24 protein-coding genes are annotated in these 24,355 nt (G+C 49.1%); 5 read left to right on the forward strand and 19 right to left on the reverse strand.

The features are described 5' to 3' along the window. Positions 1–33: 33 nt before the first annotated feature. The 5 genes from BLS44_RS17240 to BLS44_RS17260 all read right to left on the reverse strand — a co-directional run bounded on the left by BLS44_RS17240 (position 34) and on the right by BLS44_RS17260 (position 5,361). Positions 34–1,350: an MFS transporter gene (locus BLS44_RS17240; protein ID WP_245729253.1), complete on the reverse strand. Its 1,317-nt coding sequence runs from the start codon at positions 1,348–1,350 to the stop codon at positions 34–36. A 117-nt stretch (positions 1,351–1,467) separates the two neighbouring features. Then, positions 1,468–2,157, reverse strand: a complete 690-nt coding sequence (locus BLS44_RS17245; protein WP_090391467.1) for an ankyrin repeat domain-containing protein — start codon at positions 2,155–2,157, stop codon at positions 1,468–1,470. Between the two features lie 5 nt (positions 2,158–2,162). Next, entirely contained in the window at positions 2,163–3,506 is a 1,344-nt protein-coding gene (locus BLS44_RS17250) for an amidohydrolase (protein WP_090391468.1), read from the reverse strand. Positions 3,507–3,581: 75 nt separating this feature from the next. Further along, positions 3,582–4,430, reverse strand: a complete 849-nt coding sequence (locus BLS44_RS17255) for an AraC family transcriptional regulator (RefSeq protein ID WP_090391469.1) — start codon at positions 4,428–4,430, stop codon at positions 3,582–3,584. A 28-nt stretch (positions 4,431–4,458) separates the two neighbouring features. Beyond that, positions 4,459–5,361, reverse strand: coding sequence for a LysR family transcriptional regulator (locus tag BLS44_RS17260; protein WP_090391470.1), 903 nt, complete (start codon positions 5,359–5,361; stop codon positions 4,459–4,461). A gap of 85 nt (positions 5,362–5,446) precedes the next feature. Here BLS44_RS17260 and BLS44_RS17265 point away from each other — a divergent pair, with 85 nt between their 5' ends. Both BLS44_RS17265 and BLS44_RS17270 read left to right on the forward strand, forming a co-directional pair. After that, the gene (locus tag BLS44_RS17265; protein WP_090391564.1) at positions 5,447–6,163 is read left to right on the forward strand and encodes a class I SAM-dependent methyltransferase; all 717 of its coding nucleotides are present in this window, start codon (positions 5,447–5,449) and stop codon (positions 6,161–6,163) included. Between the two features lie 248 nt (positions 6,164–6,411). Further along, a complete protein-coding gene (locus BLS44_RS17270) occupies positions 6,412–7,785 on the forward strand; it encodes an aldehyde dehydrogenase (RefSeq protein WP_090391471.1) in 1,374 nt (457 codons plus the stop codon). A gap of 20 nt (positions 7,786–7,805) precedes the next feature. On the opposite strand, the gene BLS44_RS17275 is transcribed toward BLS44_RS17270, so the two are convergent. The 5 genes from BLS44_RS17275 to ade form a co-directional block, all read right to left on the reverse strand. Then, a complete protein-coding gene (locus tag BLS44_RS17275) occupies positions 7,806–8,138 on the reverse strand; it encodes a YegP family protein (RefSeq protein WP_090391472.1) in 333 nt (110 codons plus the stop codon). 34 nt (positions 8,139–8,172) lie between these two features. Next, entirely contained in the window at positions 8,173–8,907 is a 735-nt protein-coding gene (locus BLS44_RS17280) for a LytR/AlgR family response regulator transcription factor (protein ID WP_090391473.1), read from the reverse strand. Then, positions 8,904–9,947 (reverse strand): sensor histidine kinase, encoded by a 1,044-nt coding sequence (locus BLS44_RS17285; RefSeq protein ID WP_090391474.1) that lies wholly within the window; start codon positions 9,945–9,947, stop codon positions 8,904–8,906. The genes BLS44_RS17280 and BLS44_RS17285 overlap by 4 nt, the downstream gene beginning before the upstream one ends. A 262-nt stretch (positions 9,948–10,209) precedes the next feature. After that, the gene (locus tag BLS44_RS17290; RefSeq protein ID WP_090391475.1) at positions 10,210–11,031 is read right to left on the reverse strand and encodes a LiaF transmembrane domain-containing protein; all 822 of its coding nucleotides are present in this window, start codon (positions 11,029–11,031) and stop codon (positions 10,210–10,212) included. Positions 11,032–11,179: 148 nt separating this feature from the next. Next, the gene (ade, locus tag BLS44_RS17295) at positions 11,180–12,835 is read right to left on the reverse strand and encodes an adenine deaminase (protein WP_090391476.1); all 1,656 of its coding nucleotides are present in this window, start codon (positions 12,833–12,835) and stop codon (positions 11,180–11,182) included. Between the two features lie 111 nt (positions 12,836–12,946). Between ade and BLS44_RS17300 the strand changes: the two genes are divergently transcribed. Then, on the forward strand, positions 12,947–16,348 hold the full coding sequence (locus BLS44_RS17300; RefSeq protein ID WP_090391477.1) for a trifunctional glycoside hydrolase family 18/polysaccharide deacetylase/glycosyltransferase family 2 protein: 3,402 nt from the start codon (positions 12,947–12,949) through the stop codon (positions 16,346–16,348). Between the two features lie 27 nt (positions 16,349–16,375). On the opposite strand, the gene BLS44_RS17305 is transcribed toward BLS44_RS17300, so the two are convergent. Beyond that, the gene (locus tag BLS44_RS17305) at positions 16,376–17,029 is read right to left on the reverse strand and encodes a hypothetical protein (RefSeq protein WP_090391478.1); all 654 of its coding nucleotides are present in this window, start codon (positions 17,027–17,029) and stop codon (positions 16,376–16,378) included. Between the two features lie 63 nt (positions 17,030–17,092). Between BLS44_RS17305 and BLS44_RS17310 the strand changes: the two genes are divergently transcribed. Beyond that, a complete protein-coding gene (locus tag BLS44_RS17310; RefSeq protein ID WP_090391479.1) occupies positions 17,093–17,497 on the forward strand; it encodes a hypothetical protein in 405 nt (134 codons plus the stop codon). 11 nt (positions 17,498–17,508) lie between these two features. Here BLS44_RS17310 and trmD read toward each other — a convergent pair whose 3' ends face one another. From trmD to BLS44_RS17345, 7 genes are all read right to left on the reverse strand, one after another. After that, entirely contained in the window at positions 17,509–18,186 is a 678-nt protein-coding gene (trmD, locus tag BLS44_RS17315) for a tRNA (guanosine(37)-N1)-methyltransferase TrmD (protein ID WP_090391480.1), read from the reverse strand. A 172-nt stretch (positions 18,187–18,358) separates the two neighbouring features. Further along, on the reverse strand, positions 18,359–18,964 hold the full coding sequence (locus BLS44_RS17320) for a hypothetical protein (protein ID WP_090391481.1): 606 nt from the start codon (positions 18,962–18,964) through the stop codon (positions 18,359–18,361). Then, positions 18,954–19,514, reverse strand: a complete 561-nt coding sequence (locus BLS44_RS17325; RefSeq protein WP_176954461.1) for an RNA polymerase sigma factor — start codon at positions 19,512–19,514, stop codon at positions 18,954–18,956. The genes BLS44_RS17320 and BLS44_RS17325 overlap by 11 nt, the downstream gene beginning before the upstream one ends. 60 nt (positions 19,515–19,574) lie before the next feature. Continuing rightward, positions 19,575–20,459 carry a TraB/GumN family protein gene (locus BLS44_RS17330; RefSeq protein WP_090391482.1) on the reverse strand — a complete coding sequence of 295 codons (885 nt, stop codon included), beginning with the start codon at positions 20,457–20,459 and terminating at the stop codon, positions 19,575–19,577. 133 nt (positions 20,460–20,592) lie between these two features. Further along, a complete protein-coding gene (locus tag BLS44_RS17335; RefSeq protein WP_090391483.1) occupies positions 20,593–20,985 on the reverse strand; it encodes an RNA-binding S4 domain-containing protein in 393 nt (130 codons plus the stop codon). Between the two features lie 95 nt (positions 20,986–21,080). Beyond that, positions 21,081–21,224 (reverse strand): GxxExxY protein, encoded by a 144-nt coding sequence (locus BLS44_RS27190; RefSeq protein ID WP_090391484.1) that lies wholly within the window; start codon positions 21,222–21,224, stop codon positions 21,081–21,083. Between the two features lie 79 nt (positions 21,225–21,303). After that, positions 21,304–22,668, reverse strand: coding sequence for a dipeptidase (locus tag BLS44_RS17345; protein ID WP_090391485.1), 1,365 nt, complete (start codon positions 22,666–22,668; stop codon positions 21,304–21,306). Positions 22,669–22,778: 110 nt separating this feature from the next. Here BLS44_RS17345 and BLS44_RS17350 point away from each other — a divergent pair, with 110 nt between their 5' ends. Next, complete coding sequence (locus BLS44_RS17350) at positions 22,779–23,219, forward strand: hypothetical protein (RefSeq protein WP_090391486.1); 441 nt, start codon at positions 22,779–22,781, stop codon at positions 23,217–23,219. A gap of 5 nt (positions 23,220–23,224) precedes the next feature. Here BLS44_RS17350 and BLS44_RS17355 read toward each other — a convergent pair whose 3' ends face one another. Further along, positions 23,225–24,337, reverse strand: coding sequence for an efflux RND transporter periplasmic adaptor subunit (locus BLS44_RS17355; protein ID WP_090391487.1), 1,113 nt, complete (start codon positions 24,335–24,337; stop codon positions 23,225–23,227). Positions 24,338–24,355: the final 18 nt, after the last annotated feature.

Here is a 24,355-nt window from a genome sequence, read left to right on the forward strand (position 1 = left end):
AAAAAAAGATGGACACAATTCAATATTAAAATGCTAAGCAGTTTTTGTGCTCCGGCCATAGAGCAGGTGTGCTGCCAGCGCCAGCAGGGTAAAGACAAACCCCACCGCTACCACACCGTTCCATTGAGCCTGCCTCCAGGCCTGTGCAGCCAGCCAGGTGCCGGCAGAACCTCCTATAAAGTAGCTGAACATATAAACCGTATTCAGCCGGTTATTGGCGCCGAGGTTCAGTGCAAAAAATGAAGACTGATTCATAATGTGCATTGACTGCAATCCCAGGTCCAGCAGGATCACCCCGATGATCAGCCCGGCGTAAGTAGCGCCGCCAAAGTAAAACAGGCACCAGCTCAGGCCCAGCATGATAATGGCTGATAAAATAATATTGAAGGGGGCGATCTTTTTAGCCACACGCCCCACCAGGGCCGCGGCCAATGCACCTACTGCCCCGATAATACCAAAGGAACCCGCAACGGCCGCACCGGCATGAAAGGGCGCATCCTCCAGGTGAAAGACCAGGGTGGTCCAGAATGCGCTAAACCCTGCAAAACCCATCGCCCCCCTGAATGCAGCCAAACGCAGCACGGGCTGGGTTTTGGTAAGATGCAGCAGGGATTTCATCAGCGATCCATAGCTTCCCTTAAAGGAGGGATGCACTTCCGGCAATTTCCAGGCGATCAATCCCGCCAATAACACCATACATCCGGTAGCGATATAATACATTACCTTCCAGCCCCAGATATCACCTACAAAACCACTCACAACCCGCGACAATAAGATGCCCAGCAATAGTCCGCTCATCACCATCCCGATAGCGGCACTCTGCTTTTCCTTTGTAGCCAGCTCAGCCGCCATCGGTACAAATAACTGGGGAAGTACGGAAGTAAAGCCCACCATAAAGCTGGCCAGGAACAGCCATCCAACTGTAGGGGCCACTGTTGTGCCCACAAGCGAAAGAATGATCAGTCCAAAATCTACCAGGATCAGCCGCTTGCGTCTTACCATATCCCCCAGGGGCACTATCAGCAATAACCCCAGTGCAAAACCCACCTGGGTCAGCATGGCAATATTACTGATCCGGCCCTCGCTCACCCCAAAGTCCCGGGCCATCAGCCCCAGCAAAGGCTGGTTGTAATAATTATTGCCCACCACCACTCCCGTGGCAATGGTCATCAGCCAAAGCGTTCCGCGGCTTAGCGGAGGCCGCGCCGGGGGCGTATGCGGTTCCTGTTGTACCTTTTTTATTACCGGCGCTTTTATGGGCGTCGTCATCGTTTCTGAATCGGTCATATACTTCTTTACCAGGTTGTGAATGCGCAGCGCAGGAGCATGTTTGTTGCATTGCGTCCGCATGCGCTTATTGAAAATTATGGCCGGGAGCCCGGCATATACCATCTATATAAGGAGAAGCCCCGGAGGGCTTCATCCTTTATTGAACAGTGTATAAACACATAGTTAAGGGGCTGCCGTTTACTTTTTTGTACCATTCTGCACTGCTGCGTTTTCCAGTACAGCGGCAATTTCTGTATAACCTCTTGACCGGGCATGTTGCAGTGCGGTAACACCATCATTATCGGGTATGGCAATATTACATCCGGCGTTTACCAGTGTTTGTACTACCTCCACATATTTTTTGCTGCCGTTGCCCAGTACCACGGCCTCCATCAGGGCGGTCCAGCCAAGCCGGTTCACATGGTCGATAGGGAACCCTTTGGTGTTGGCGAGGATCTTTACTACCGCCAGGTGCCCCCGCTCACAAGCAGGTATCAGGGCACTTCCGTTATACCGGTTAAACACATCAAACCGGGCTCCATGCTCCAGGAACAAGGATACCAGTGCCGCAAACCCTGCGGCGCCGGCATATAAAAAAGGGCTATCTTTTATCTGGTCCTGCTGGTTTACATCCGCACCATTGGCTACCAGTAACTTTGCCATTTCCTGGTTATTGGCCTGTGTCGCAATCAGCAGCAGCGACCGCTTGCTTTTATCAGTGGTATTGACATCGGCCCCATTCTTCAGCGCTTCACGCACAACAGACAATTGGTTCTTTTCTACAGCTTCTATAATAGTAACGGACGGGGCATTCATATCAGGACTGTTTGTTTTTGCCTGGCAGGAGCTCAGGAAAAAAACAGCGCATACCAGGAGTACATAATTCATAAGATTCAGGATTTAGAAAATACAATAGTTCCCCTGTGGATCAGTGATCGTACCGGGGAAATACGCGATACTGCTTCAGCAGAACAGCTGGCATCCATCAGCACCAGGTCCGCTTTATCGCCTGTCCGGGGCCACTGCCGGTTGCCCTTGTCATCCAGCGGCAGTACATTGTGCGTAGCCAGTTTCAGGATCCTTGACAGATCAAACTCTGTGCGGTATCCATACAACTGTGCGGCAAGATTGGTCTTTTGTAAAACGCTTCCGGACCCAAATGTGTTCCAGTGGTCAATAATACAATCATTGCCCGCACGCACATCTACCCCATATTTATACAGGGTTGGAATGGGCATAATAGTTCCGCCAAACGGGATGGTAGACATCACTCCCATTTTGGCATTGCCCATCTTTTCTGCAACTTCCTCCAGCTTTTTCCGGTCGATATGAGCCAGCGCAAAACAATGGCTGATAAACGTTTTCCCTTTTAATGCCGGGTTCTCATTTACCTTATTGATCAGGTATTCGATCGTTTTTACACCGGACTCACCGCTTTCATGCAGGTGTATATCGATCCCCTTATTATAATCCAGCGCCAGCTGCACTACAAAGTCCATACTCTTTTCAATGCTGCCGTCAATAGAAGCCGGATCAAGGCCGCCGATATAGTCCACCCCCATCTGGGCTGCATCTTTCATCAGCCCCGTGGAATCCGTATAGTAAAGACCATGCTGCGGAAAAGCCACCAGCTCGGCTTCAAAAGAGTCCTTTTTATTTTCCAGCGCTTTTTGCAGGTGTTTTAAAGAATCCAGTTTTGAAGTGGGCTCAATATTTACATGACTTCTTGCGATGTTGCTGCCGTTCGATTGAAGCAACTCGATCAGCTTTTCAGCCTTATAGGTTGAGTTTTTGAGCAGCTCAGGAATGATCTGCTGCTCCAGGGCAATCATGCCTTTTACACCACCCTGCCGTTTGCCGGTTGCCTTCCACTTATCACCGTAATACGTTTTATCCAGGTGGATATGCATTTCCTTAAATGCCGGTAATGCCAGCAGCCCTTTGGCATCCACTCCCTTTGCGGAAGGATTGTTCGGCAGTACGGCCCCGATCTTTCCATCGCGGATCTCAATGGTAAATAACTCCGTTTTAGTTGCCACAACATCCCCCTCATTGTCGTACTCAAAACCGGTTTCCAGCCGTACATTCTTTAAGGTTAATGTTTTGCCCGCCAACGGCGCGGTACGGTTATCTGCCGCAGCTGCCGGACCCGCTGTAGCCAACAATCCGCTGCCTGCTGCTAAAAGCACCGAGGAATTTTTGATGAAATCTTTCCGGGAAATAGATCTGGGAAGCATATATCTTAATTTTTTACAAAGGTAGCATCCCCCCGGGGCCAACCGATGGAGGATTTATGCCATAACTTGTAAAATTTATAACTGCCCCCTGAATTCCCTTGGAGAAAGCCCTGTTTTATCCTTAAAAAAATTCGAAAAATAGGCAAGGTCGCTAAACCCCAGTTCAAAGGCAATTTCCTTAACAGACTTCTCAGAAACCTGCATCAGCCGTTTTGCTTCCAGTATAACCCGGCTTTGGATGAGGAAGGTGGCCGGCACATGAAAATGCCGTTTACAAAGGATGTTCAGGTAATTGGGAGTTATATGCAGCTGATCCGCATAAAAAGCTACCGACTTCTGTTCCTTAAAATGCAGATCTATCAATGCATGGTATCGGAACAGAACCGGTTTGGTGCGGTATACTTCCAGGTCCGCAAACTTCCCCTCGGCCTCCCTGCCAGCCAGCTGGGCTATCAGCCGGGCACGGAGGTGAACCGTTTCCCAGTGAACGGGATTCTGGTTCAGCTCTTCTTCCACGGAGCGGAACTCATACAGCAGCTTTTGAAACACCGTCCCCGGCAGCTCAATAACAGGATGGTGCTGGTACAGGACAAATGAAAAGCGCAGAGAATCTGCAAAGGTTTCAAATACCGGCCTGCTGATCATCAATTGATAACCCGCCGTGGCCTTCCCCAGCTTCCAGCTATGTACCTGGTCCGGGAACAACAGGTGCAGCTGGTGGTTCCCAACCTTATAGTCAACAAAATCGATGGAATGCGTTCCGTTTCCTTTTTCAAATAAAAGAAACAAAAAGAAATCATGTTTATGCGGTTTCTCAATAGACCGCTCACCATGCAGCTCGTGATACAGCAAACTGTCTTCCGACTGTTGCCTGTCGTTAAATGCGCTGATGCCGAAGATGGGGAAAGGGTCTTTCACACTCACGCCAGAAAGTTACAACATTTCGGGAAGGTCAGCTCCGCCGCCGTTCTTTTCTCTTACCGGCAAATTTCCGGCAGGCCGTTTCAAGCAATTCCATAAACACCGGCAATGCCGGTTGCCGGTTGCCCGGATCAAAGGCCAGCACGGTTTCCGTGGTTACAGACAACTGTGGCAGGGTTACAAAATCAAGTCCGGGAGAACGGGACAGCAGGCGGGCCGACTGCGGAACCAGGGCCACCCCGATGCCGCTGGCCACCAGCTCCAGGATCGAGGGCATATTGTTACATTCATGGATCACCTGGGGCTCAAATCCCAGCTGATGACAACAATGAATAAATTGCTGATGATAATCCGGGGCATACTCCTTATTAAAAGAAACAAATGGCTGACCAGCCAACCGGGTAAGCGGGATCTTTTCATTTGCAGGTTTTGCCAAACAAAAAGCTTCTGAAAACAGCAACCGCTGCTCCAGTAGCGAAGATAAGACCGGCGCCCGCACAATACCCAGGTCAAGCGTTCCGTTTTCCAATGCCGCCAGTTGCCGTTGGGTAGCCGTTTCATAAAGGTTCACCCGCAAAAAGGGGTAACGTTCCTTCACTGTTTTTAACACTGCAGCAAGCACGCTGCGGGGTGTAGCACTGATATACCCCAGCCGGAAAGTACCTGCCACCGACTCATGGATCTGCTTTGTTTTTATTTTAGCTTTTTCCAGTTGCTGCAATAGTGCCGAACTCTCCCGCAGGAAATAGCGCCCCGCCTCCGTAAGACAGACCCTCTTATTATTCCGTTCAAAAAGCAATACGCCCAGCTCTGTTTCCAGCTCCCTGATCTGCCGGCTCAGCGGGGGCTGCGAAATAAATAGTTTTTCCGCAGCTCTTCCAAAATGCAATTCCTGCGCCAGGGTGCTGAAATAAATAAGATGCCGGATTTCCATGATACCTATAAAGTATTGATTAATGATAAAAATAGTATTTTCAGGGTATGGATTGGTATTTTACTTTTGGAGCACAAAAGGAACTATGGAACAAAAATCAACCTTAAAAGAAATTGAAGAACGCTTCGATAAAGATGTGGAGCGCTTCTCTAACCTGGAAACGGGGCAGCAGACCACGCTGGATGCCGCCTTTAACATGGAGCTGATCACTGACGGCATTGCCGCCGCTATGCCCCATCCCAAAAAAATACTGGACATCGGCTGCGGGGCGGGCAACTACCCTGTTAAGCTCTTATCAAAAATAACATCCAACCCGGATATAACCCTGGTAGATCTGAGCCGGCCCATGCTGGATAAAGCGGTGGAGCGGATACAGCCGCTCACAACCGGGGCCATTACTACCCACCAGGGCGACTTCCGTACCGCACCGCTCAAAGAGAACAGCTACGATGCCATTATCGCTACAGCGGTGCTCCATCACCTGCGGGAGGATGCCGACTGGGAAACGGCTTTTACAAAATGCTTTAAACTGTTACAACCAGGCGGCAGCTTCTGGATCTTTGACCTCGTGGCCCAGGACCACCCGGCAATGCAGCAGTTACTTTTTACAAAACACTACGGGCATTACCTCAGCAGCCTGAAAGATGAGACTTACAGGGACCATGTATTTGCGTACATCGAAAAAGAGGATAGCCCCAGGAGCGTTCTCTACCAAACCAGCCTGCTACGTAAAGTGGGCTTTAAAACCGTGGAACTGCTGCATAAGAACCTTTGTTTCGCTTCTTTTGCAGCTTTCAAATAACCGGTAGTGCAGGTAAAGAGCAGCCAGTCGCGCCATATTGCTGCTGCCGGCCTTAGCACTATTGCAAAGCTGACCCCGGGATGGCCGCCCGGGCGGCCCTGATATCCGCCGGAACAGTTGGCCGTCTTGAAAATCTTATCGAAATTTGCCAGGCAGGAATAATACCCTGCGTTTGCAGATGCCCCGCAACTATACTGTGATATAACACCCGGGGGCGCTGCAGTAAGGCATCTTAAACAAAAGAAACAATGGCAGGACTGATCAATCATCTGAACGCGATACGCAGCTTTTTCAATACCGGGGGCACCCGCCCCTCCGATTTCAGGAAACAGCAATTACTGCGGCTGAAGGAAAGCATTCTGAAATATGAAGAAGCGCTGAGCAACGCATTATTCAGCGATCTGCATAAAAGCAAAGAAGAAGTGTGGATCACCGAAACCGGTATGGTCCTTTCCGAGATCAACGCCTGCATCAAATCGCTGGACGAGTGGATGGCCCCCCAGCCGGTTCCTACCAATTTTGTAAATATACCCGGCAAAAGTTACCTGTTACCGGAGCCATTGGGAGTGGTGCTGATCATTGCTCCCTGGAATTACCCGTTTCAACTGTTGTTTATGCCGCTGATCGGTGCCATTGCTGCCGGCAATTGTGTGGTCCTCAAACCCAGTGAACTAACACCGGCTACCGAAAAAATAATGGGGCAGATCATTGCGGAAACTTTTGCCCCCAATTATATATTATATGCACCAGGAGAAGGCGCTGTATTGATCCCGGAGCTGATGGACGCTTTCCGGTACGATCATGTCTTTTACACGGGCAGTACCGCTGTAGGAAGGATCATTTATCAAAAAGCAGCAGCACAATTAACCCCGGCTACGCTTGAGCTGGGAGGCAAAAGCCCCTGCATCATAACCCGGAACGCATCGCTGAAGGTTGCCGCCAAACGGATCGTCAATATTAAGTTTTCCAATGCAGGGCAAATGTGCATTACCCCGGATTACCTGCTGGTGCACCACTCCGTTAAGGAGGCGCTGATCCGGCAGCTGAAAGCCACTATACTGAAATTTTACGGGGAGCACCCGATTACCAGTTATGATTACGGGCGCATTGTCAACAAGAAGCACTTTAACCGCCTGCGCAATTTAATGGAAGGGCAAACGATCCTTCACGGGGGCGAGCACAACGAAGAACAGCTGTTTATTGCACCTACATTGCTGGATGCACCTTCCATGGAAGCTCCTGTAATGAAGGAGGAGATATTTGGGCCGCTGCTCCCGGTGATCGGTTATGGAAGTGATGAAGAAGCCCTGGCCCGGATCCGGCAAAACGAGAACCCGCTGGCCCTGTATGTTTTTACCAGCGATAAAAAAGAGGCCGATCACTGGCTGCAGCAGGTACCTTTCGGCGGAGGTTGCGTAAATACCGCAGCCATGCATTACCTGAATAAAAATCTGCCCTTCGGCGGAAGGGGGAACAGTGGTATCGGCCGGTATCATGGCCGGTTTTCCTTTGAAACCTTCAGCCATATCAAAGGCATTTTAAAAGCCCAAACCTGGCCCGATATTCCCCTGGCCTACCCTACGCTAAAGGGTAAATTAAAGACGTTAAAAAAGGTCATATAAACCTGTCAGGTTTTAAAGATCTAACTTTCCGGCTCAACAACTTCCGCGTCCGGGGCATTCTTCTTCACAGACTCGATGCCGTTTTCGCGGGCCGCCTCCGATTCGTAAAGCTCACTTTTGCCGATGATCTGACCATTGCCGGCCTTCAGGCTAAAAAAGGGCTTACCATTAGAAGATGTTTTCCGGTCGTAATGCGCGTCATCAGCAGCATTTTTCTTTACAGACTCAATGCCGTTGTCACAGGCGGCTCTTGTGGTGTACCCTTCACTGGTAAGGATCACCTGTCCGTTGCCAGCCTTCAGGTTAAATTGGAATTCGCCGTTGGTCCTTTTGGAAACTACAAATTTTCCCATAGTTGATTTTCTTTTAAAGATAGGGAATTTAAGGCTACAACCCCAACACCGCTTTTAGTTTGCCGTAACCGTTCCGGCTTACATTGATCTTGGTTCCGTTTTTCAGGATTGCCACATGCCCATCCTTTTCATAAGGATCAATACGGGTGATCTCCTGTATATTCACGATATAGGACCGGTGGCTCCGCACAAACAGGTCCTGCGGTAAAAAGTTCTCAAAAAAGCTCATGGTCTTGTTTTTCAGGAAATAGCCGTCTTTGGTAAAGATCTTTACAAAGTCGTCGGCCGCTTCCAGGTACAGCACTTCCTGCACCGGGATGATCTTGATCTTACTCCCGTTCTTTACCACGATCCGGTTATTGGAATTGGGCAGCTGCACATCATTCAGCAACTCCTGTGTATTGGCTACATTCGCTTTATGCTGGGATAAGAATTTATTCACGGCCTTATCAAAACGCTCCTGGTCAAACGGTTTTAGCAAATAGTCTACGGCATGCGCTTCAAATGCCTTTATGGCGTATTCGTCAAATGCCGTGGCAAAAACAACTGCCGGAGGTTCTTCAATCAGCTCCAGCATTTCAAAACCGCTGATCTTGGGCATCTGGATATCCAGGAAGATCAGGTCCGGCTTATGCTCCTGGATGGCCTTCATTCCCTCAAACCCGTCGCCGCACTCCGCCACTAATTCCAGTTGCGGGAACTTTTGAAGATATTCCTTTACCATACTTCTTGCCAGAAACTCGTCGTCAATGATAATTACTTTGCTCATGCCTGTTGCGGTATTTTAACGATTGTGTAATAAATATTATCCTGTGTTTTTGTTGATAACAGGTCATTCCTTCCATACAAAAGATATAACCTTCTTTTAATGGAACTCAGTCCGAAACCTGTACCCGTTTTTGGCAGGGAGGTTTCCGGATCAAAAGGGTTGGTGACCACAATGCACAATTCATTCTGCTCCCGGGTACTCTCAATGGTGATCAGCGTTTCCCCAATGGTATCATACAGTCCGAACTTGATCGCATTCTCCACCACCGGCTGAAGCAATAACGTAGGCAGCAGCAGGTCTTTCGTTTCTTCGGGAATCACAATGGAAGTCATCAGCCGGTTCCCAAAACGTACTTTTTCAATTTCCAAATATAAGTTCAAATAATTGATCTCCTCCGTAAGGGAGATCATTTGCGATTCTTCTTTTTTTAATGTCCCCCGGAGAAAATCGGATAACTGCTGCACCATTTTACGTGCCTGCTGGGGATTTAACCCGATGAGGGCGTTAATGGAATTGAGGCTGTTAAACAAAAAATGAGGTTGCAGCTGCTGGCGCAGTTTAAACAGCTCCGCTTCGCGGGACAGGCGGTCTGCATCTGTACGCCGCTGCTCTACCTTCTGCCGCTCTACCCAGTTGTACCACAAAATAGCGGCGATCGTTAAAATGGTGAGTACGAGGAAGGCGACCACGGCCCGGATCACCAATGACCGGTTCAGGAACGAAAGATAGGCTTCGGAATCATCCAGGAATATTTTAAGAAAGGTATTTGAAATAAACAGCCACAAACCGGTCATGATCAAACAGGAAGCAATAACGCTGCTGTACTGGTAGCTGGAAGGAAGGTAGTATTTTGTAACATTAAGCATTAACAGCCCCGCCAGCAGCAACAGGAAGTTGCTCACCAGGCTGTCGGTGATCACAATATAAAGCGGCAGTTCAAAATAATTCCGCAAAAAAAAGGCCTGCACATTCACCAGCACTACCCAGCCAATGATGAGGGAGATCAGGAATCTTTTTGCTGTTAACGGAGATGCAGACACTTGGGTTATTCGGGATTTCAGGTTTGAGATTGGGAAGTTAAGATTTCAGTTCCGATAGCTACCGGGGTCAGGTTCGAGATTGAAAACTTCAGATGAGACCGGAACATTTGGCAACAACAGCCACCAGCACCATTTTTCACTATTATTCTTCTCACAATTATCATTTCACTATTGCCTTCTCGCTACGATCACTTCACTTTTCACCATTGCCTATTCACCACGATCACTTCACTTTTCACTATTGCCTATTCACTATTGCCGCCTAAAAACTCTTGATATCAATTCCGCCTAAAATTACGGTACCTTTTAATACCAGCGTTTTTGAAGTATCCACATTTCCCATAGACACCCGCTTATCCTTTACCTCTCCCAGGATCGCCACGGCTTCGGAGATCACGTTCCAGTGTGAAGGAATCAACAGGGTAGCCCCTCCAAAAATGGCCGTCACCTCTAAAACAGCGGTTCCGCTGATATCCGCCTGCAGCAGGTCGATCTCACTGCCCCCGAACACGTTCACCATATCTCCCCCCCTGAAATTCTTTGACAGTACTTTTTTCTTGGTGCCCCCGAAAATGGAAGTGGCATCGATCACATCCTCGCTGCTGATGCTGCCGCGGTAGGTTTTCTTTCCTGTAGGCTCCCCGGTGTTGGGGTCCTGGGTAATGAATTCATAGGACTTTTTCGGGCGCAGGATAAAAAACAGGCCTGCCCCGATCAGGGCTATAGGAAAAATGAATTTGCGCAACGAATTGAACAGGAAGAACTCATTTACCAGGAACAGCCCGCCAACAAGGATCAGGATCAGCCAGCCTGGCCCCTGGAAGTTTTTACGAAAACCGATAAATACACCCAGCACAATCAGCAACATTTGCCAGGAAAGCATGAAATCAGGAAAAACAAAACCCATGCGCTTCAGCAGGTACACCACCCCTATAAGCACTAAGAACAGTCCCACCCATATATGCCCCTGCGCATTCCGTTCCTTAAAGTAGGGCTGCTGGGGCCCGGATGCCTTTTGCTCAGCAGGTCCGGTTTTTTCTGATTTATTATAGTATTCGGTATTGTACGGATTATTTTCACTCATCGTTCACTATTTTTTGTAAAAATACCCCCCTAAGATAGGCCTTACAACAGATTTTTCGCATGTAAACGCCAGGAATCGGTAAATGGACGGATTGGTACGGCGAATGACAAACCCATTTTCTTCCGGATACCCGGTTTACCGGTCAAAATCACTTGCCAGGAACAACAAACTCAAATTTTTGTCCGTCAAACAGCCCTTTATCGCTCAGTTTCAGGGCAGGGATCACCAGCAGCGCCATAAAAGAAAGAGTCATAAAAGGAGCATTCAGCGTGGCCCCCATCCCCTTTACCATCTGGTCAACAGCCGTGTAGGCCGCTGCCACCTCGTATCCGTCGGCATTGCTCATTAAGCCGGCCACGGGAAGCGGCACAATAGCTTCCTGCGCGCGATCAACAGCCACCACCCCGCCTTTCTCCGCAATCACAAGGTTAACGGCCCGGCACAGGCTTTCATCATCTACCCCCACTGCAATAATATTATGACTGTCGTGCGCAACCGATGAGGCCATAGCACCCCGTTTTAATCCAAAATTTTTGACAAACGACACCGCCGGCGCCGCTTTCCGGTACCGGTTCACCACTGTTATTTTGAGGAGGTCCTGGGCCGGGTCGCTCACGTAACAGCCTTCCTCCAAAAGCGGAGCCATCAGCAAACGGCTGGTGATCAGCTGGCCATCCAGGGCCTCAATAACGGGCACCTCTCTGCTTCCGGCTGCCTGCACCCTAAAATCCGATGACAGGACCGGCGGGCATTCAAAATGATTGATAACCGGTGCCGGGGAAGTATCAATAAAAGTTTCGCCGTTAAGTGCCACCAGCATTCCGTTAATATAGGTCTTCACCGGTCTGAAATGCTGCAGGTCTTCCACCAGTACCAGGTCCGCAGGATCCCCCTCTTTCAGCAATCCCACATCCAGTTTATAATGCAATACCGGGTTGATGCAGGCGGCCTGCAGCACGTGAAACAGGTCGATCCCCCTTGCCACCGCCCGGGCGCAGAGCTCATTGATATGCCCTGCCTCCAGGCTATCCGGATGTTTATCATCACTGCAGAACATGATCGCATCCGGATAATTTTTTAAAAGACCGATCAATGCTTCAAAATTCCGGGCGGCACTTCCTTCACGGATGAGGATCTTCATTCCTGCATTTAGCTTGTCTAGTGCCTCTTCTTCTGTAAAACATTCATGATCGGTACCGGGAAGGCCGGCCGCCGCGTCCGCTATGGCATCTGCATACTGCCGTGCCGCCGCACCCCTTAAACCAGGCGCATGCCCGTCAACAGGCTTGCCCGCCCGGTGGGCCGCTTTTATCTTCTCCATCACCTCCGGATCTCCCGCCAGCACACCCGGAAAATTCATCATCTCACTCAGGTACCGGATCTCGGGGTTTTGCAGCAATGCTTCCACTTCCTCAACCCCCAGCCGCGCGCCTGCCGTTTCAAAACTGGTGGCCGGCACACAGCTGGGCGCGCCGAAATTAAATTTGAACGGAACGGTCTTCCCGTTGTCGATCATATACTGCACCCCCTCCATGCCGCAGACATTAGCAATCTCATGCGGATCGCTTACCGTAGCCACCGTGCCATGCACTACCGCCAGCCTTGCAAACTCGGCGGGCACCAGCATACTGCTTTCGATATGTACATGACTATCTACAAAACCCGGTATGATATAGGGCTCACCAGCTACTTCCTGATCCTCCAGGATCACTATCTTTTTGATCCGTCCTTCATCCAGCTCCAGCATCGCAAAACAGATCCTTCGCTGCGCGATCATTACCAGATTTCCTTTTATCGGTTCCATCCTGTTCTAAATGTTTAAGTAAATGTAAAAAATTGTTCCAGAATAAAATAATGCTTCCGGACATCTTATGAGACCAGCTTCACAACTAATTTTGTATTAAATTATTTTCATATGGCAGCGGACGGGCAGATCTTCCAGACAGAAAGTAAGGCAAGATGGACAACGTTCAAATGGCTGAGCCGGTTGCTGATCTTCCTGGCCATTGCCATTATCCCCTTGGGCATTTTTTCCATCAGCCGGGTAGATAATCTTTTATTGCCGGGACTGGCCCCTGCCGATACCAACCGGACGATCCATCCTGTCATTCCTAAAAGCCTGAGTAAAAGAGAGCAAAAAAAGTACAAGGGGATGCAGGCCTTCATCAATGCCCGCGCGCAGAACAACGCATTTATTGCACTAGAAAAAAAACGGCCTGCCAATGCCAATATAAGGGCCGCTTTCTTTGTAGACTGGGATCCCCAATCGCTTTCCTCGCTCAAATCCAATATCGATAAACTGAACATGGTACTGCCTGAATGGTTCCTCATCGACCCGCAGGCAGACACCCTGCAGCTCAATATTGACAACGAGGCGTTACAGGTGATGCGGAAGGCAAAGGTTTCCATTATACCAATGCTGAGCAACGTGCAGGGTGGAGAATTTGACGGCAACCTGCTGCACCGGGTGCTCAGCAATCCCCAAAAAAGGAACCGGCTGTTGCAAGATGTGCTCCGGGCTATCGAAAAATATAACTTAAACGGCGTTAACCTTGATTTTGAAGAACTGAAAGAAGCCACCCTTCCTTATATGCGGCAGTTCCAGGAAGCCCTGTATCAGAACCTCCACAGCAGGGGATTGCTGGTTACACAGGATATCCTTCCCAATGACGACAACTACAACATTGCCGAGGTTGCCCGGCTCAACGACTATATCTTCCTCATGGCCTATGATCAGTATTACAATACCAGTATACCCGGGCCCATCAGCGAGCAGCGGTGGATCGAAAAAGTGCTGGACGATGCCGCTAAAGGTATTCCATCTGAAAAGATCATCCTGTGTATGGCAACTTACGGGTACGACTGGCCGGAGAACCGGGCCGCCCAAACGGTTACCTATGCCCAGGCCATCTCCCTGGCCAAGGAGTACAACGCGGAGATCCTTTTTGACAACAACACCTACAATTGCCATTTTACCTATACGGACTACAATAAGGTAAAACACCAGGTATGGTTCAATGATGCAGCCAGCAATTTTAACACCATGCGGTTTGCAGATGATTACGGGGTATCCGGTGTAGCTATCTGGCGGCTGGGCGCAGAAGACCAGCGGCTGTGGACCTTTTATAAACGGAACCTGACCACCGATGCCATGAGAGCCCAGGCACGACTGTTTCAGCGGCTTGAGAACATCCCGGTATCTTTTGAAAAGCCGGACTATGTAGGTGAAGGCGAGGTGCTGGATGTGATCTCTGAGCCCCAGAATGGCCGTATGAAAATTACGGCGGATACCATCAGCGATTTTCTCATACAGGAGGAGAAATATATAGAACTGCCCACCAAGTACGTGATCCGCAGGTTCGGGCAGGTGGTTCCGGGCAAACAGGTGCTGCTTACCTTTGATGATGGTCCGGACCCAGAATACACACCCCAGATCTTAAAAATACTGAAACGGGAACAGGTACCCGCTGCCTTTTTTGTAGTAGGTATCAACATTCAAAACCACCTGCCCGCATTTGAGCAGGTGTATAAAGAAGGATTTGAGATCGGCAATCATACGTTTACCCATCCCAATATTGCCAGCGTCAGCAACCGGCGGGCACAAACGGAAATTGATGCAACCCGTTTGCTGATCGAAGCCGTTACCGGCCGCAGCACCATTATGTTCCGCCCTCCCTTTAATGCCGATGCCGAGCCCACCCTGCAGGTAGAACTACAGCCCGTGGCCCTGAGCAAACAACTAAAATACTATGCCGTGGGCGAAAGCATTGACCCGGAGGATTGGGATGTTGACAGTTCGCACGTAAATGCCGACAGTATCTATAACCGCATTGTACGCCAGTACGAGGCCATGCCGTATAAGGACCGGGGTATTATTTTACTGCACGATGCGGGTGGAAACCGCCAGGGCACCGTAGACGCCCTGCCTCGTATTATTAAATACTTTAAGGACCGCAACATCCAGTTTATTACGGTAGCTCAATTGCTGCATCTTACCAGGGACCAGGTAATGCCGCCGGTAAAAAACCAGATCCTCCGGGCCGACAGCTTTGCCACCAAACTGATCTTCTGGGTGTCACAATTCCTCGCTACCGCATTCTGGCTGGCCATTTTCCTGGGGCTGGGCCGCGTGACCCTCATGGGCATACTGGCCATTCTCAATTATAAGCGCCGGAAAAAAGAACAGCTTCCTTCCGCTGCATCGTTTAAAGAAAAGGTAAGCATCATTGTACCTGCATACAATGAAGAGATCAATTGTGTCCGCACTGTGGAGAGCCTTCTCAAGCAGGACTATCCGCACCTCGAGATCATTTTTGTAGACGATGGATCAAAAGACAATACCTTTAAAAACATCAGTGAAGCCTTTGCCGGCCATCCAAAAGTAAGGGTACTTACCAAGCCCAACGGGGGCAAGGCCTCTGCGTTGAACTTTGGCATTGCCCAATCCGATGCGGACTATCTTGTATGTATTGATGCAGACACACAACTAAAAAAAGATGCTGTAAGCCAGCTTATGCGTTACTTCATCGATGAATCAGTAGGTGCAGTAGCAGGTAATGTACAGGTAGGCAATATCAACAATGTGCTTACCCGCTGGCAATCGATCGAATACATCACCGCGCAGAACTTTGACCGTCGGGCCTTTGATTATATCAACGGTATTACGGTAGTTCCCGGGGCTATCGGGGCCTTCCGCAAAAAAACCATCGTGGATGCCGGGGGCTTTACAACCGATTCGCTGGCAGAAGACTGCGATCTTACAATTCGCATCCTTCGCAAAGGCTATATCATCCGTAACTGTAACGATGCCGTTGCTATTACAGAAGCCCCTGAAACCATCCGGCAATTCTTAAAACAACGGTTCCGCTGGAGCTACGGGGTTATGCAAAGCTTCTGGAAAAACAGGGACGCCTGCTTTAAAGCCCGCTATAAAGGGTTGGGTATGGTTTCCCTCCCCAACATACTTTTGTTCCAGATCATACTCCCCATAATTGCACCGATCGCCGACCTGCTTTTTTTCTTCTCCATCTATTACAACCGGCCAACGGAGCAGCATACCAGCTGGGCCGACCTTAACCGTATCCTGCTTTACTATGGTATATTCCTTATCGTGGATGTGTTGGTGGCCGTTTTTGCTTTCAGTATTGAAAAGAAAAAAAATTACTGGCAGCTTTTGTGGCTCATTCCACAGCGCTTTGCTTACCGGCAGATCATGTATATAGTGCTGTTCCGGTCGCTTCGCCGGGCCATAAAAGGAGAAGGCCAGGGTTGGGGAAACCTGAAACGTACGGGCAACGTAGTTTTAAAAGAGCAATAGCCCTTAATGGCTACCTCCGGGTGACGGTTAATTGGCATCGGTGGTTTCTATTCCAAACAGGGCGGGATACAATCTTATCATAGCGTAAGGCGCCCGCAGCATGCACAGCAGCGATTCATAGTCAAAAAGGATATTTTTGCGGGGGATATTAAAAGAATCCCCATGACCAAGCACACAGTCCAGAACAGACCACAGGTAAATACGGGCCTTCTGCTCCGGGTATTTTGAGGTAAACTCAATAAGGTACGGGATGGCTTCTTTTTTTTCTGCCAGGTACCTATAAATAACGTTCCTGGCAAATGCAGCCGTCCTTTTCTTTTTCATTTTGCTCCACTGGTCCAGCACACAATGAAGGGCATCCATCAGTAAGTGAAGGTGCGCCGCAAACCGCAGCAGGTACCGCCGGTCCGCTTCCTCGCTAAAGGCGCTGTACTCCGAACAAACGGTACAGTGTACCCATTCGCCCCAGCCGGTTTGCAGATCTTCCAGTGCAGAACTATCCAGTACAAGCATCAGGCAATAGAAGGGGTCTGATTTGACCAGGTGCATAAAATGATAACTGGGTTTAAAATCATTTTCGTCAAAATCAGCTGTTCCTCTCAGGTAGCTTTCAGAGCCGGGGTCATAGGTTGGGTCGGGCTCGCAGACCATAAATGAAATCTCGTTATTTTTGTTGTTCATAAGTTGGTTGTTTTATTGTTAGCACCCTAAAGATACAAACATCTTTATGAAAAACAAATATAAATGAGTAAAATTTCAACTTTTTTTGATCGACTGGAAATATTCAGCAGGAATGAAGGATTTAATTCGATCAATGATTTTGCCATTAATGGATTGAAATACAAGTCATCGCAAAAGCTAAACCGGTTGAGAGACGGTACGCGAAGGCCTTCCCTTGAGATCATTGAAGACATTAAAAACAAGTTTGAAAATGTTGACCTGAACTGGCTTATCGCCAACAAAAGGGAAAAACCTGTGCAGGGCATTGACAATGTGATGGAGGACCCCGCCCCCTGTAAAGATTGTCAATGGCGGGACAGGCTCATTACTTCCCAGGAGCAAACGATCAAGGCTTTGCATGACAAAGCAAATGCTTTGCAGCTGGCTATGGAAATATTAGGCAGGAAAGCTATGGAAAAAAAATCCTGAACCCGGCGGCCTCAGTCTGTCAGCAGATCGGGGCGGCGATCCTTTGTGCGTTGCAGCGCCTGTTCATAACGCCATTCTTCAATTTTAGCATGATTGCCGCTCATAAGCACTTCTGGGACCTTCATCCCCTCAAAATCCACGGGGCGGGTGTATACCGGCGGCGCCAGCAGGTTGTCCTGGAAGGAATCAGTTAAAGCCGATGTTTCATCATTGAGCACTCCCGGCAGCAGGCGGCCGATGGAGTCTACCAGAACAGCGGCGGCCAGCTCTCCGCCACTCAATACGTAATCACCAATAGAAATTTCAAGGGTCACATATTTCTGCCGGATACGTTCGTCAATACCTTTATAATGACCGCAGATGATCAGCAGGTTTTCTTTTAGGGAAAGGGTATTGGCCATGCGCTGGTTCAGCGTTTTTCCATCCGGCGTCACATAGATGATCGCATCAAATTGCCGGTTGGCAGAAAGCTCGGTGATAGCGCTTACCAGCGGCTCGCACATCATTACCATACCTGCTCCTCCCCCATATTGATAATCATCCACCTGTCCATATTCATTTACCGCCCATTTGCGTAAATGATGCACCGCAACAGTAAGTAATCCCTTATCCTGTGCACGTTTCATAATACTGTGTTCAAAAGGGCTGGCCAATAATTCCGGTAAAACAGAAATGATATCAATATGCATGGAAGATATTTGAAATTTGAGCTGCTGGCTTTTAATTGGTAGTTTGAAATTTGAGGAATGGGGGTCCCGGAAGTGAAAACGGCCAAACCTTGAACGTTGAACTTTAAACCTCTAACCTCAAACAAAAGACCTATCAGCAGGCACAAATTACCGATTAAAAATCCAAAAAACCTTATTCTTCTTTCAACGCATCCAGCACCAGCTTCAGCTGCTTTACGTAGCGGCCATAAAACCGGTCGATCCAGATAACGGTAAACGTAACGATCAGAACAGTCACTACCACCACCAGTAACAGCGCGAGGTAAGGGTTTTCAAATACAACCAGATGAGCATTGTGGGTCTTCAGTTCCGAATAGAGCAGCAATCCGCCGGTAAAATAGGCAAAGGGCATGATCAGGAATGAAAAGGATTTGTACCGCTCCATATTCAGCCTCAGGTTATAATACAATTCCAAAAGACTATCCTTGGTGCTGGCGCCATATTGCTGTACTTGGCTGTAGAATTGATAAAAATGATACAGGTAGTAGGCACTGGCCATTACCAGCAGGGCATAGGCCATATAGTAGATGGGGAACAGCGAAGGCAGCAGCTTCATTTGAAATGGAAAAATCCCGATCAGCGCAATCGCAATAAGCTGCACCACTAATTCCTTCTTCATATTCTTTTTCAACTGGTCCAGCGGGTGCTGTGCAGCCTTCAATTGTTCAACCGATGCAGGAACCTGTACGTCATCTGCGCCTTCCTCGTTCCACTGCGTTTTTAGTTCGTCAAAATTCATACCCCTGTTTTTTTATAATGGTTTGTAATTTTTCTTTTGTCCGGTTTAACCGTACCCTGGCATTTCCTTCGCTGATCCCCAGCTGCTGTCCGATCTCTTTGTGGGATAAGCCTTCCATAAAGTAGAAGATGACCGCTTTTTCTACCGGGTTCAGCTCCTGCGCCGCCTTGTAGAAGGCATTCAGCTGTGTTTCCTTGTGCGAGGGAGGCCCCTCATCGGCAGCATCGGGAATTCCGGTATAGGTCACCTGTTTTTTATAGGTCTGCTCTTTCCTCAAAAAAGTGATCGCTGTATTGATCGCCACCCGGTACATCCAGGTAGAGAACCGGCTGTCCCCTTTAAAACCCGGATACGATTTCCAAAGCTGTATAATCATCTCCTGGTGCAGGTCTTCACGGTCCTCCGGCTGGTCCATATACATACGGGCCACCTTGTGCAGTATGCCTGCGTGTTGCTGAATGCTGGCCAGGAAAAAAGCTTCTGATTGCGGCACGTTTTTGTTCTGGTTTATAAATGGTAAAATACTGAAATGATTTACAATGTTAGTCATCCCCGAAGGTCATTCGTTACACCGTTTTGAAAAATTATTTTTAAAGCGGTCATAAACGGTTCACCGGCCCTGATCCAATACCGGTTTTACCTGGTACCCCTGCCTGCGAAGCAATGCCAGCAAGCCCGCCGTTCCCCAAAGATGGCCCGCACCAACCGCAAATACAGTACACTCCTTTTGCATGATCCCCGGCATCTGCCCGGCCCAGTTATTGTTGCGCCGGGTCAGCAGTAATGCCTCGGCTTTCTCCGACATAAAATCAGGATTTTTTAACGCGTGGTCCAGGGCCGGCAGGTCTTCATTTTTGTAGGCGGCTACCATAGCTCCGCTTGCGGCTTTATACCGGCTGCCTTTCTTTAGCAGGTCGATGCAGTCGTCCCAGCTATAGATCTGTTCCAGGTAGTTGCTTTGCTCACGGATCTTTTCCAGGCCCCCAACCGTTTTCTTGTCTTTTACAGCCCGGTCGATCAGCTCAAGTTCCATCATCTTTATTTCTTCCTGCGGACAGTCGATCGCCTTTAATGCAAACAGGGAATACAGGCCGGCGATGGTGTAATGGTCCGCCTGCTCCAGCGTAAGATTATACAACTTCAATGCGGACCGCATGGCTTCGGTTTGTTGCGGGTTCAGCTGTTCGCTGATGGTTTTCGCACTCTGCATCATTTTACCCATGGCATCCATTTCCTCAGGATCCGTAAAATCCACTTCCAGGTACAGGCGGGTGGCGGCATCCAGGGCCTTTGCCACTTTGGGTTTCAGTTCAAAATCCTTTTTGCACAGGGCATGCATGGTACCCAGTACGTAGGAGGACTTTGTTAACCCGTTGCCGGAGATCTCCCATAACAGGCTCGTGGCCTTCGGAGTTTTATTTGCTGTTTTTTTTGATTGGGCCATTCCACTCACACATAAAATAACGGCTACTGCTAAAAGGCTTGTTCTTTTCATTACTAACCAATTTTATACAGTAGGTAAGCAAAGCGAGCAATTCGTTACAGCTTTTTCCGATTTTCTTTAATAGCCCCTTTAACAAAAATGCAGGCGCCCAGATGCGGACAGCCGGCGGCACCGTGCGGGTACACTATCCCTCTTCGCCTTCCATAAAATCATCCAGGTCTCTCCGCTCCTTTTTGGTAGGACGTCCGATCTTGCTCAGGCGCTTGCCGCTGAAAAACGAAGCCGCCTGCACCTTCGCTTTTTCAAGCTCCTCAGGGGGGGTAAGATCGGTATAATGCCTGATGGCCTCTTCATACTTAACCCGGGTGTGCAGCAGGCCGGTAACTTTTATTACCCATTTACGGCCTTCGGTCCGTACATCATATACGTCCCCTACATGCACGTTCTTACCGGGCTTGGCCGGCTCTTCCTGGTATTTTACCTTATTATCGTTACAGGCATCGGTGGCCAGTCTTCTTGTTTTAAAAAGCCGGATCGACCAGAGGTATTTATCTAAACGTAATTTTTCCTTTTCCATTCTTTAATGCCACGAATGCACGAATAATTTTTTATTATCAACCCTCTTAGAGAGTGCACAATGATCTCTTATCTGAATTTTTGAAATTGATCTTTTTATAACACGATTCTCTTATAATTCAACCGGGGTTCTCCAAAATGCACCAGCAATGCAAGACGATTCCTCGAAACTTTAAGGTAGTTAATACATTGCGCGGTGTGTTCATCAATGAGTCCGGTAGCTTTCTTCTTTATAAACAATCTCCATAGTGGTTAGCATTAATCTATTTAAAGCCACGAATGCGCGCATAAATTACATCCGTGCATTCGTGGCTTTTGTTTATTCCCCAAAATACTTATGAAAATAAGGGATGGTTTCAATACCCTTATAGTAGTTTTCGATATTATATTTTTCGTTGGGACTGTGTAAGCCATCATTGTCCAGCCCAAAGCCCATGAAGATGATCTTGATGCCCAGCTCGTTTTCCAGTACGGAGCAAATGGGAATGCTGCCCCCTCCTTTTACGGGGATGGGCGTTTTACCAAAGGTGGTTTCCAGCGCTTTGGAAGCTGCCTGGTAGCCCTTACTGTCGATAGGGGTGCCATAGGGCTCCCCGCCATGATGTTCAAAGGCGGTTATATCCACACAGGGGGGCGCGATCTTACGGAAATGTTCCAGCAACAGTTTCGTGATCTTTTCACTGGACTGGTTCGGCACCAGTCTTGCAGAGATCTTTGCCGTGGCTTTTGCCGGCAATACCGTTTTGGCCCCTTCCCCGGTGTAGCCGCCCCAGATCCCGTTTAGCTCCAGGGTTGGGCGGATACCGGTACGCTCATAGGTAGAGAATCCCTTTTCTCCATACAGCTCTTTAATACCGATCTCATCTTTATATTCCTGCTCATTAAAAGGGGCTTTATTGATCAGCTCCCGCTCATCGGCCGATATTTCCAGCACATCCTCATAAAAACCGGGGATGGTAATATGATTGTCCGCATCATGACAACTGGCGATCATTTTCGACAGGATCACGATCGGGTTGGCCACCGCACCACCGTAAGTACCACTGTGCAGATCCCTGGCAGCGGCCGTTACTTCCACCTCAATATAACTCAGCCCGCGCACACCCGTATCCAGTGAAGGATTTTCCATGCTCAGCAGCGAGCTGTCGCTGATCAGGATCACATCAGCTTTCAGCAGTTCTTTATGCGCTGCTACAAAGGCACCCAGGTTGGGAGATCCAACTTCTTCCTCACCCTCAATAATAAACTTGATATTGGTGGCCATCGTATTGGTATGCACCATTGTTTCCAGCGCCTTTACGTGCATGTAAAACTGCCCTTTGTCGTCGGCACTGCCACGCGCAAAAACTTTACCATCCCTGATCGTAGGCTCAAACGGAGGTGTATTCCACAGCTCCAGTGGTTCCACTGGCTGTACATCATAGTGTCCATATACCAGCACCGTGGGTTTTGATGGATCAATGATCTTTTCGCCATATACTGCCGGGTGCCCGCCTGTTTCCATCACCGCTGCCTTGTCACAGCCGGATGCCAGCAGGGCCGCTTTTACCGCTTCCGCGCATTGCTTCATATCCGCTTTGTTCTCGCTTTTGGCGCTGATGGAGGGGATCCGTAAAAGGTCCATCATCTCATTGAGAAAGCGCTCCTTATTTTCCTCCTGGTATTTTTTCCATACTTCAGACATAGTATAATATTTTGTCCTGCGAAGGTAAGGAATTGAGCGGTTAGGTTGATTTTCCGTTGCGCCTCCGGGAACCGTATAAATATGCGTAACTTTAAGGAAACAGGTGAAAAATGAAAAAAGAGATCCTTGACGTCATTCTTAAGACACTTGAAAAAGACGCTACCGGGGTAGAGCAGGAGATCAGCACACAGGATACCAATGCCGGTATTGATACAGAAGCCACCACGGACCTCGATGCCATTTCGCAGCGGGACCAGGCAACAGATATCTACAACCTCCTGCAACAACCAAAAGAAACGGCAGCCAATACAGTAGCCATCGTAAAAAAATACCGGGACCTGTTACGCAATGATGTAGGCCCGGGGGCGCTGGTAGAAACCACCGAACATTTTTTCCTGGTTGGAGTAGTGCTTCCGCCCCTGGAGATCAATGGCAAAAAGGTAGCGGGCATTACCACAGACGCCCCGGCCTATGCCAACCTGGAAGGCAAGAAAAAGGGCGATGAAGTTCATTTGGGTGAAGCCGATTACCTGATCCTGTCGGTACAGTAGCGCACTTATTGCAGGTTAATTTTGCCACCCGCCGGCGCGCCGTTCCGCACTTCCTCGGTAACAGTTGTGATCAGTGTATCACCGGCCTTCAGATCCCCGTATACGGCAACCTTACCGGCCGTTTGCACACCGGTCTGCACCGGAACCCAAACGGTTTTCCCGTTGACTAGTTTGATCACATAGATCCCCTGGCTCGAATTCAGTAAGGCGCTGCCCGGTATTACAAAAGAAGCCTCCTTACCAGCCTGCAGCGGTATCTGTACCTCCGGTATCATTCCCGGCAATAATTGCTTATCAGCATTCAATACATCCATTTCCACATGTTGTGCCCGCAACCGGTTATCCAGCGCTCCCGACACCCGGGAGGTTTTGGCCGTAAATTGCTGCCCCGGCAATGATTTCACCGTAAACCGTACCATACCATTCTGATCCAGCACGCCGGCATTACTTTCCGGGAGCTTCACCACCAGGCGCAGTTTCTTTTGCTCCTGCAGGGTAAACATCGGCACAGCTCCCGCACCCGGCCCTACATAGGCGCCGGCACTTACATTACGCGCTGTAATGACCCCGGGAAAAGGTGCCCGTATCTCCAGGTAACTGCGGTTATCGTGTACCTCTTTCAATGCTGCTTTTGCCGCCTGGTACTGGGCATAGTCGGATTGCTGGCGCGCCCGGGCCACATCCAGGTCGTTCTGGGAAATGGTACCCGGCGTTTTGCTGGTTTCCAGCAACCGGTCGTAGGTGGCTTTACTGGCCAGGTAAACCGCTTCCTGCGATTGCACCCGCGACTGTGCCCCCTCGCTCTGTGCATTTAACTCCGGCGCCTCCATTACCGCCAGCAGCTGGCCTGTACGCACTTCGCTTCCCACATCTGCATACAACCGTTTTACAAAACTGCTCACCTTGGCATAAAGGTCTACATACTGAAAAGCCACCAGCTCCCCGGGAATGGATAAAGTATCGGGAAGCGTTCCTTCTGTAAGCAGGAAAGCACTGACCACGGGCGGTTGCTCGGGCGTTTTTTCACCTTCCGCACTGGTGGGGTTACAACCCTGCCAGCCTGCAACCATTGCAGCTACGGCTAAACCTGCCCCTATTCTTTTAGTAGTCTTTATCATAATTCAGTATCATTAATA

Origin of the sequence: Niabella drilacis (assembly GCF_900101395.1) — a bacterium.
Classification (GTDB): domain Bacteria; phylum Bacteroidota; class Bacteroidia; order Chitinophagales; family Chitinophagaceae; genus Niabella; species Niabella drilacis.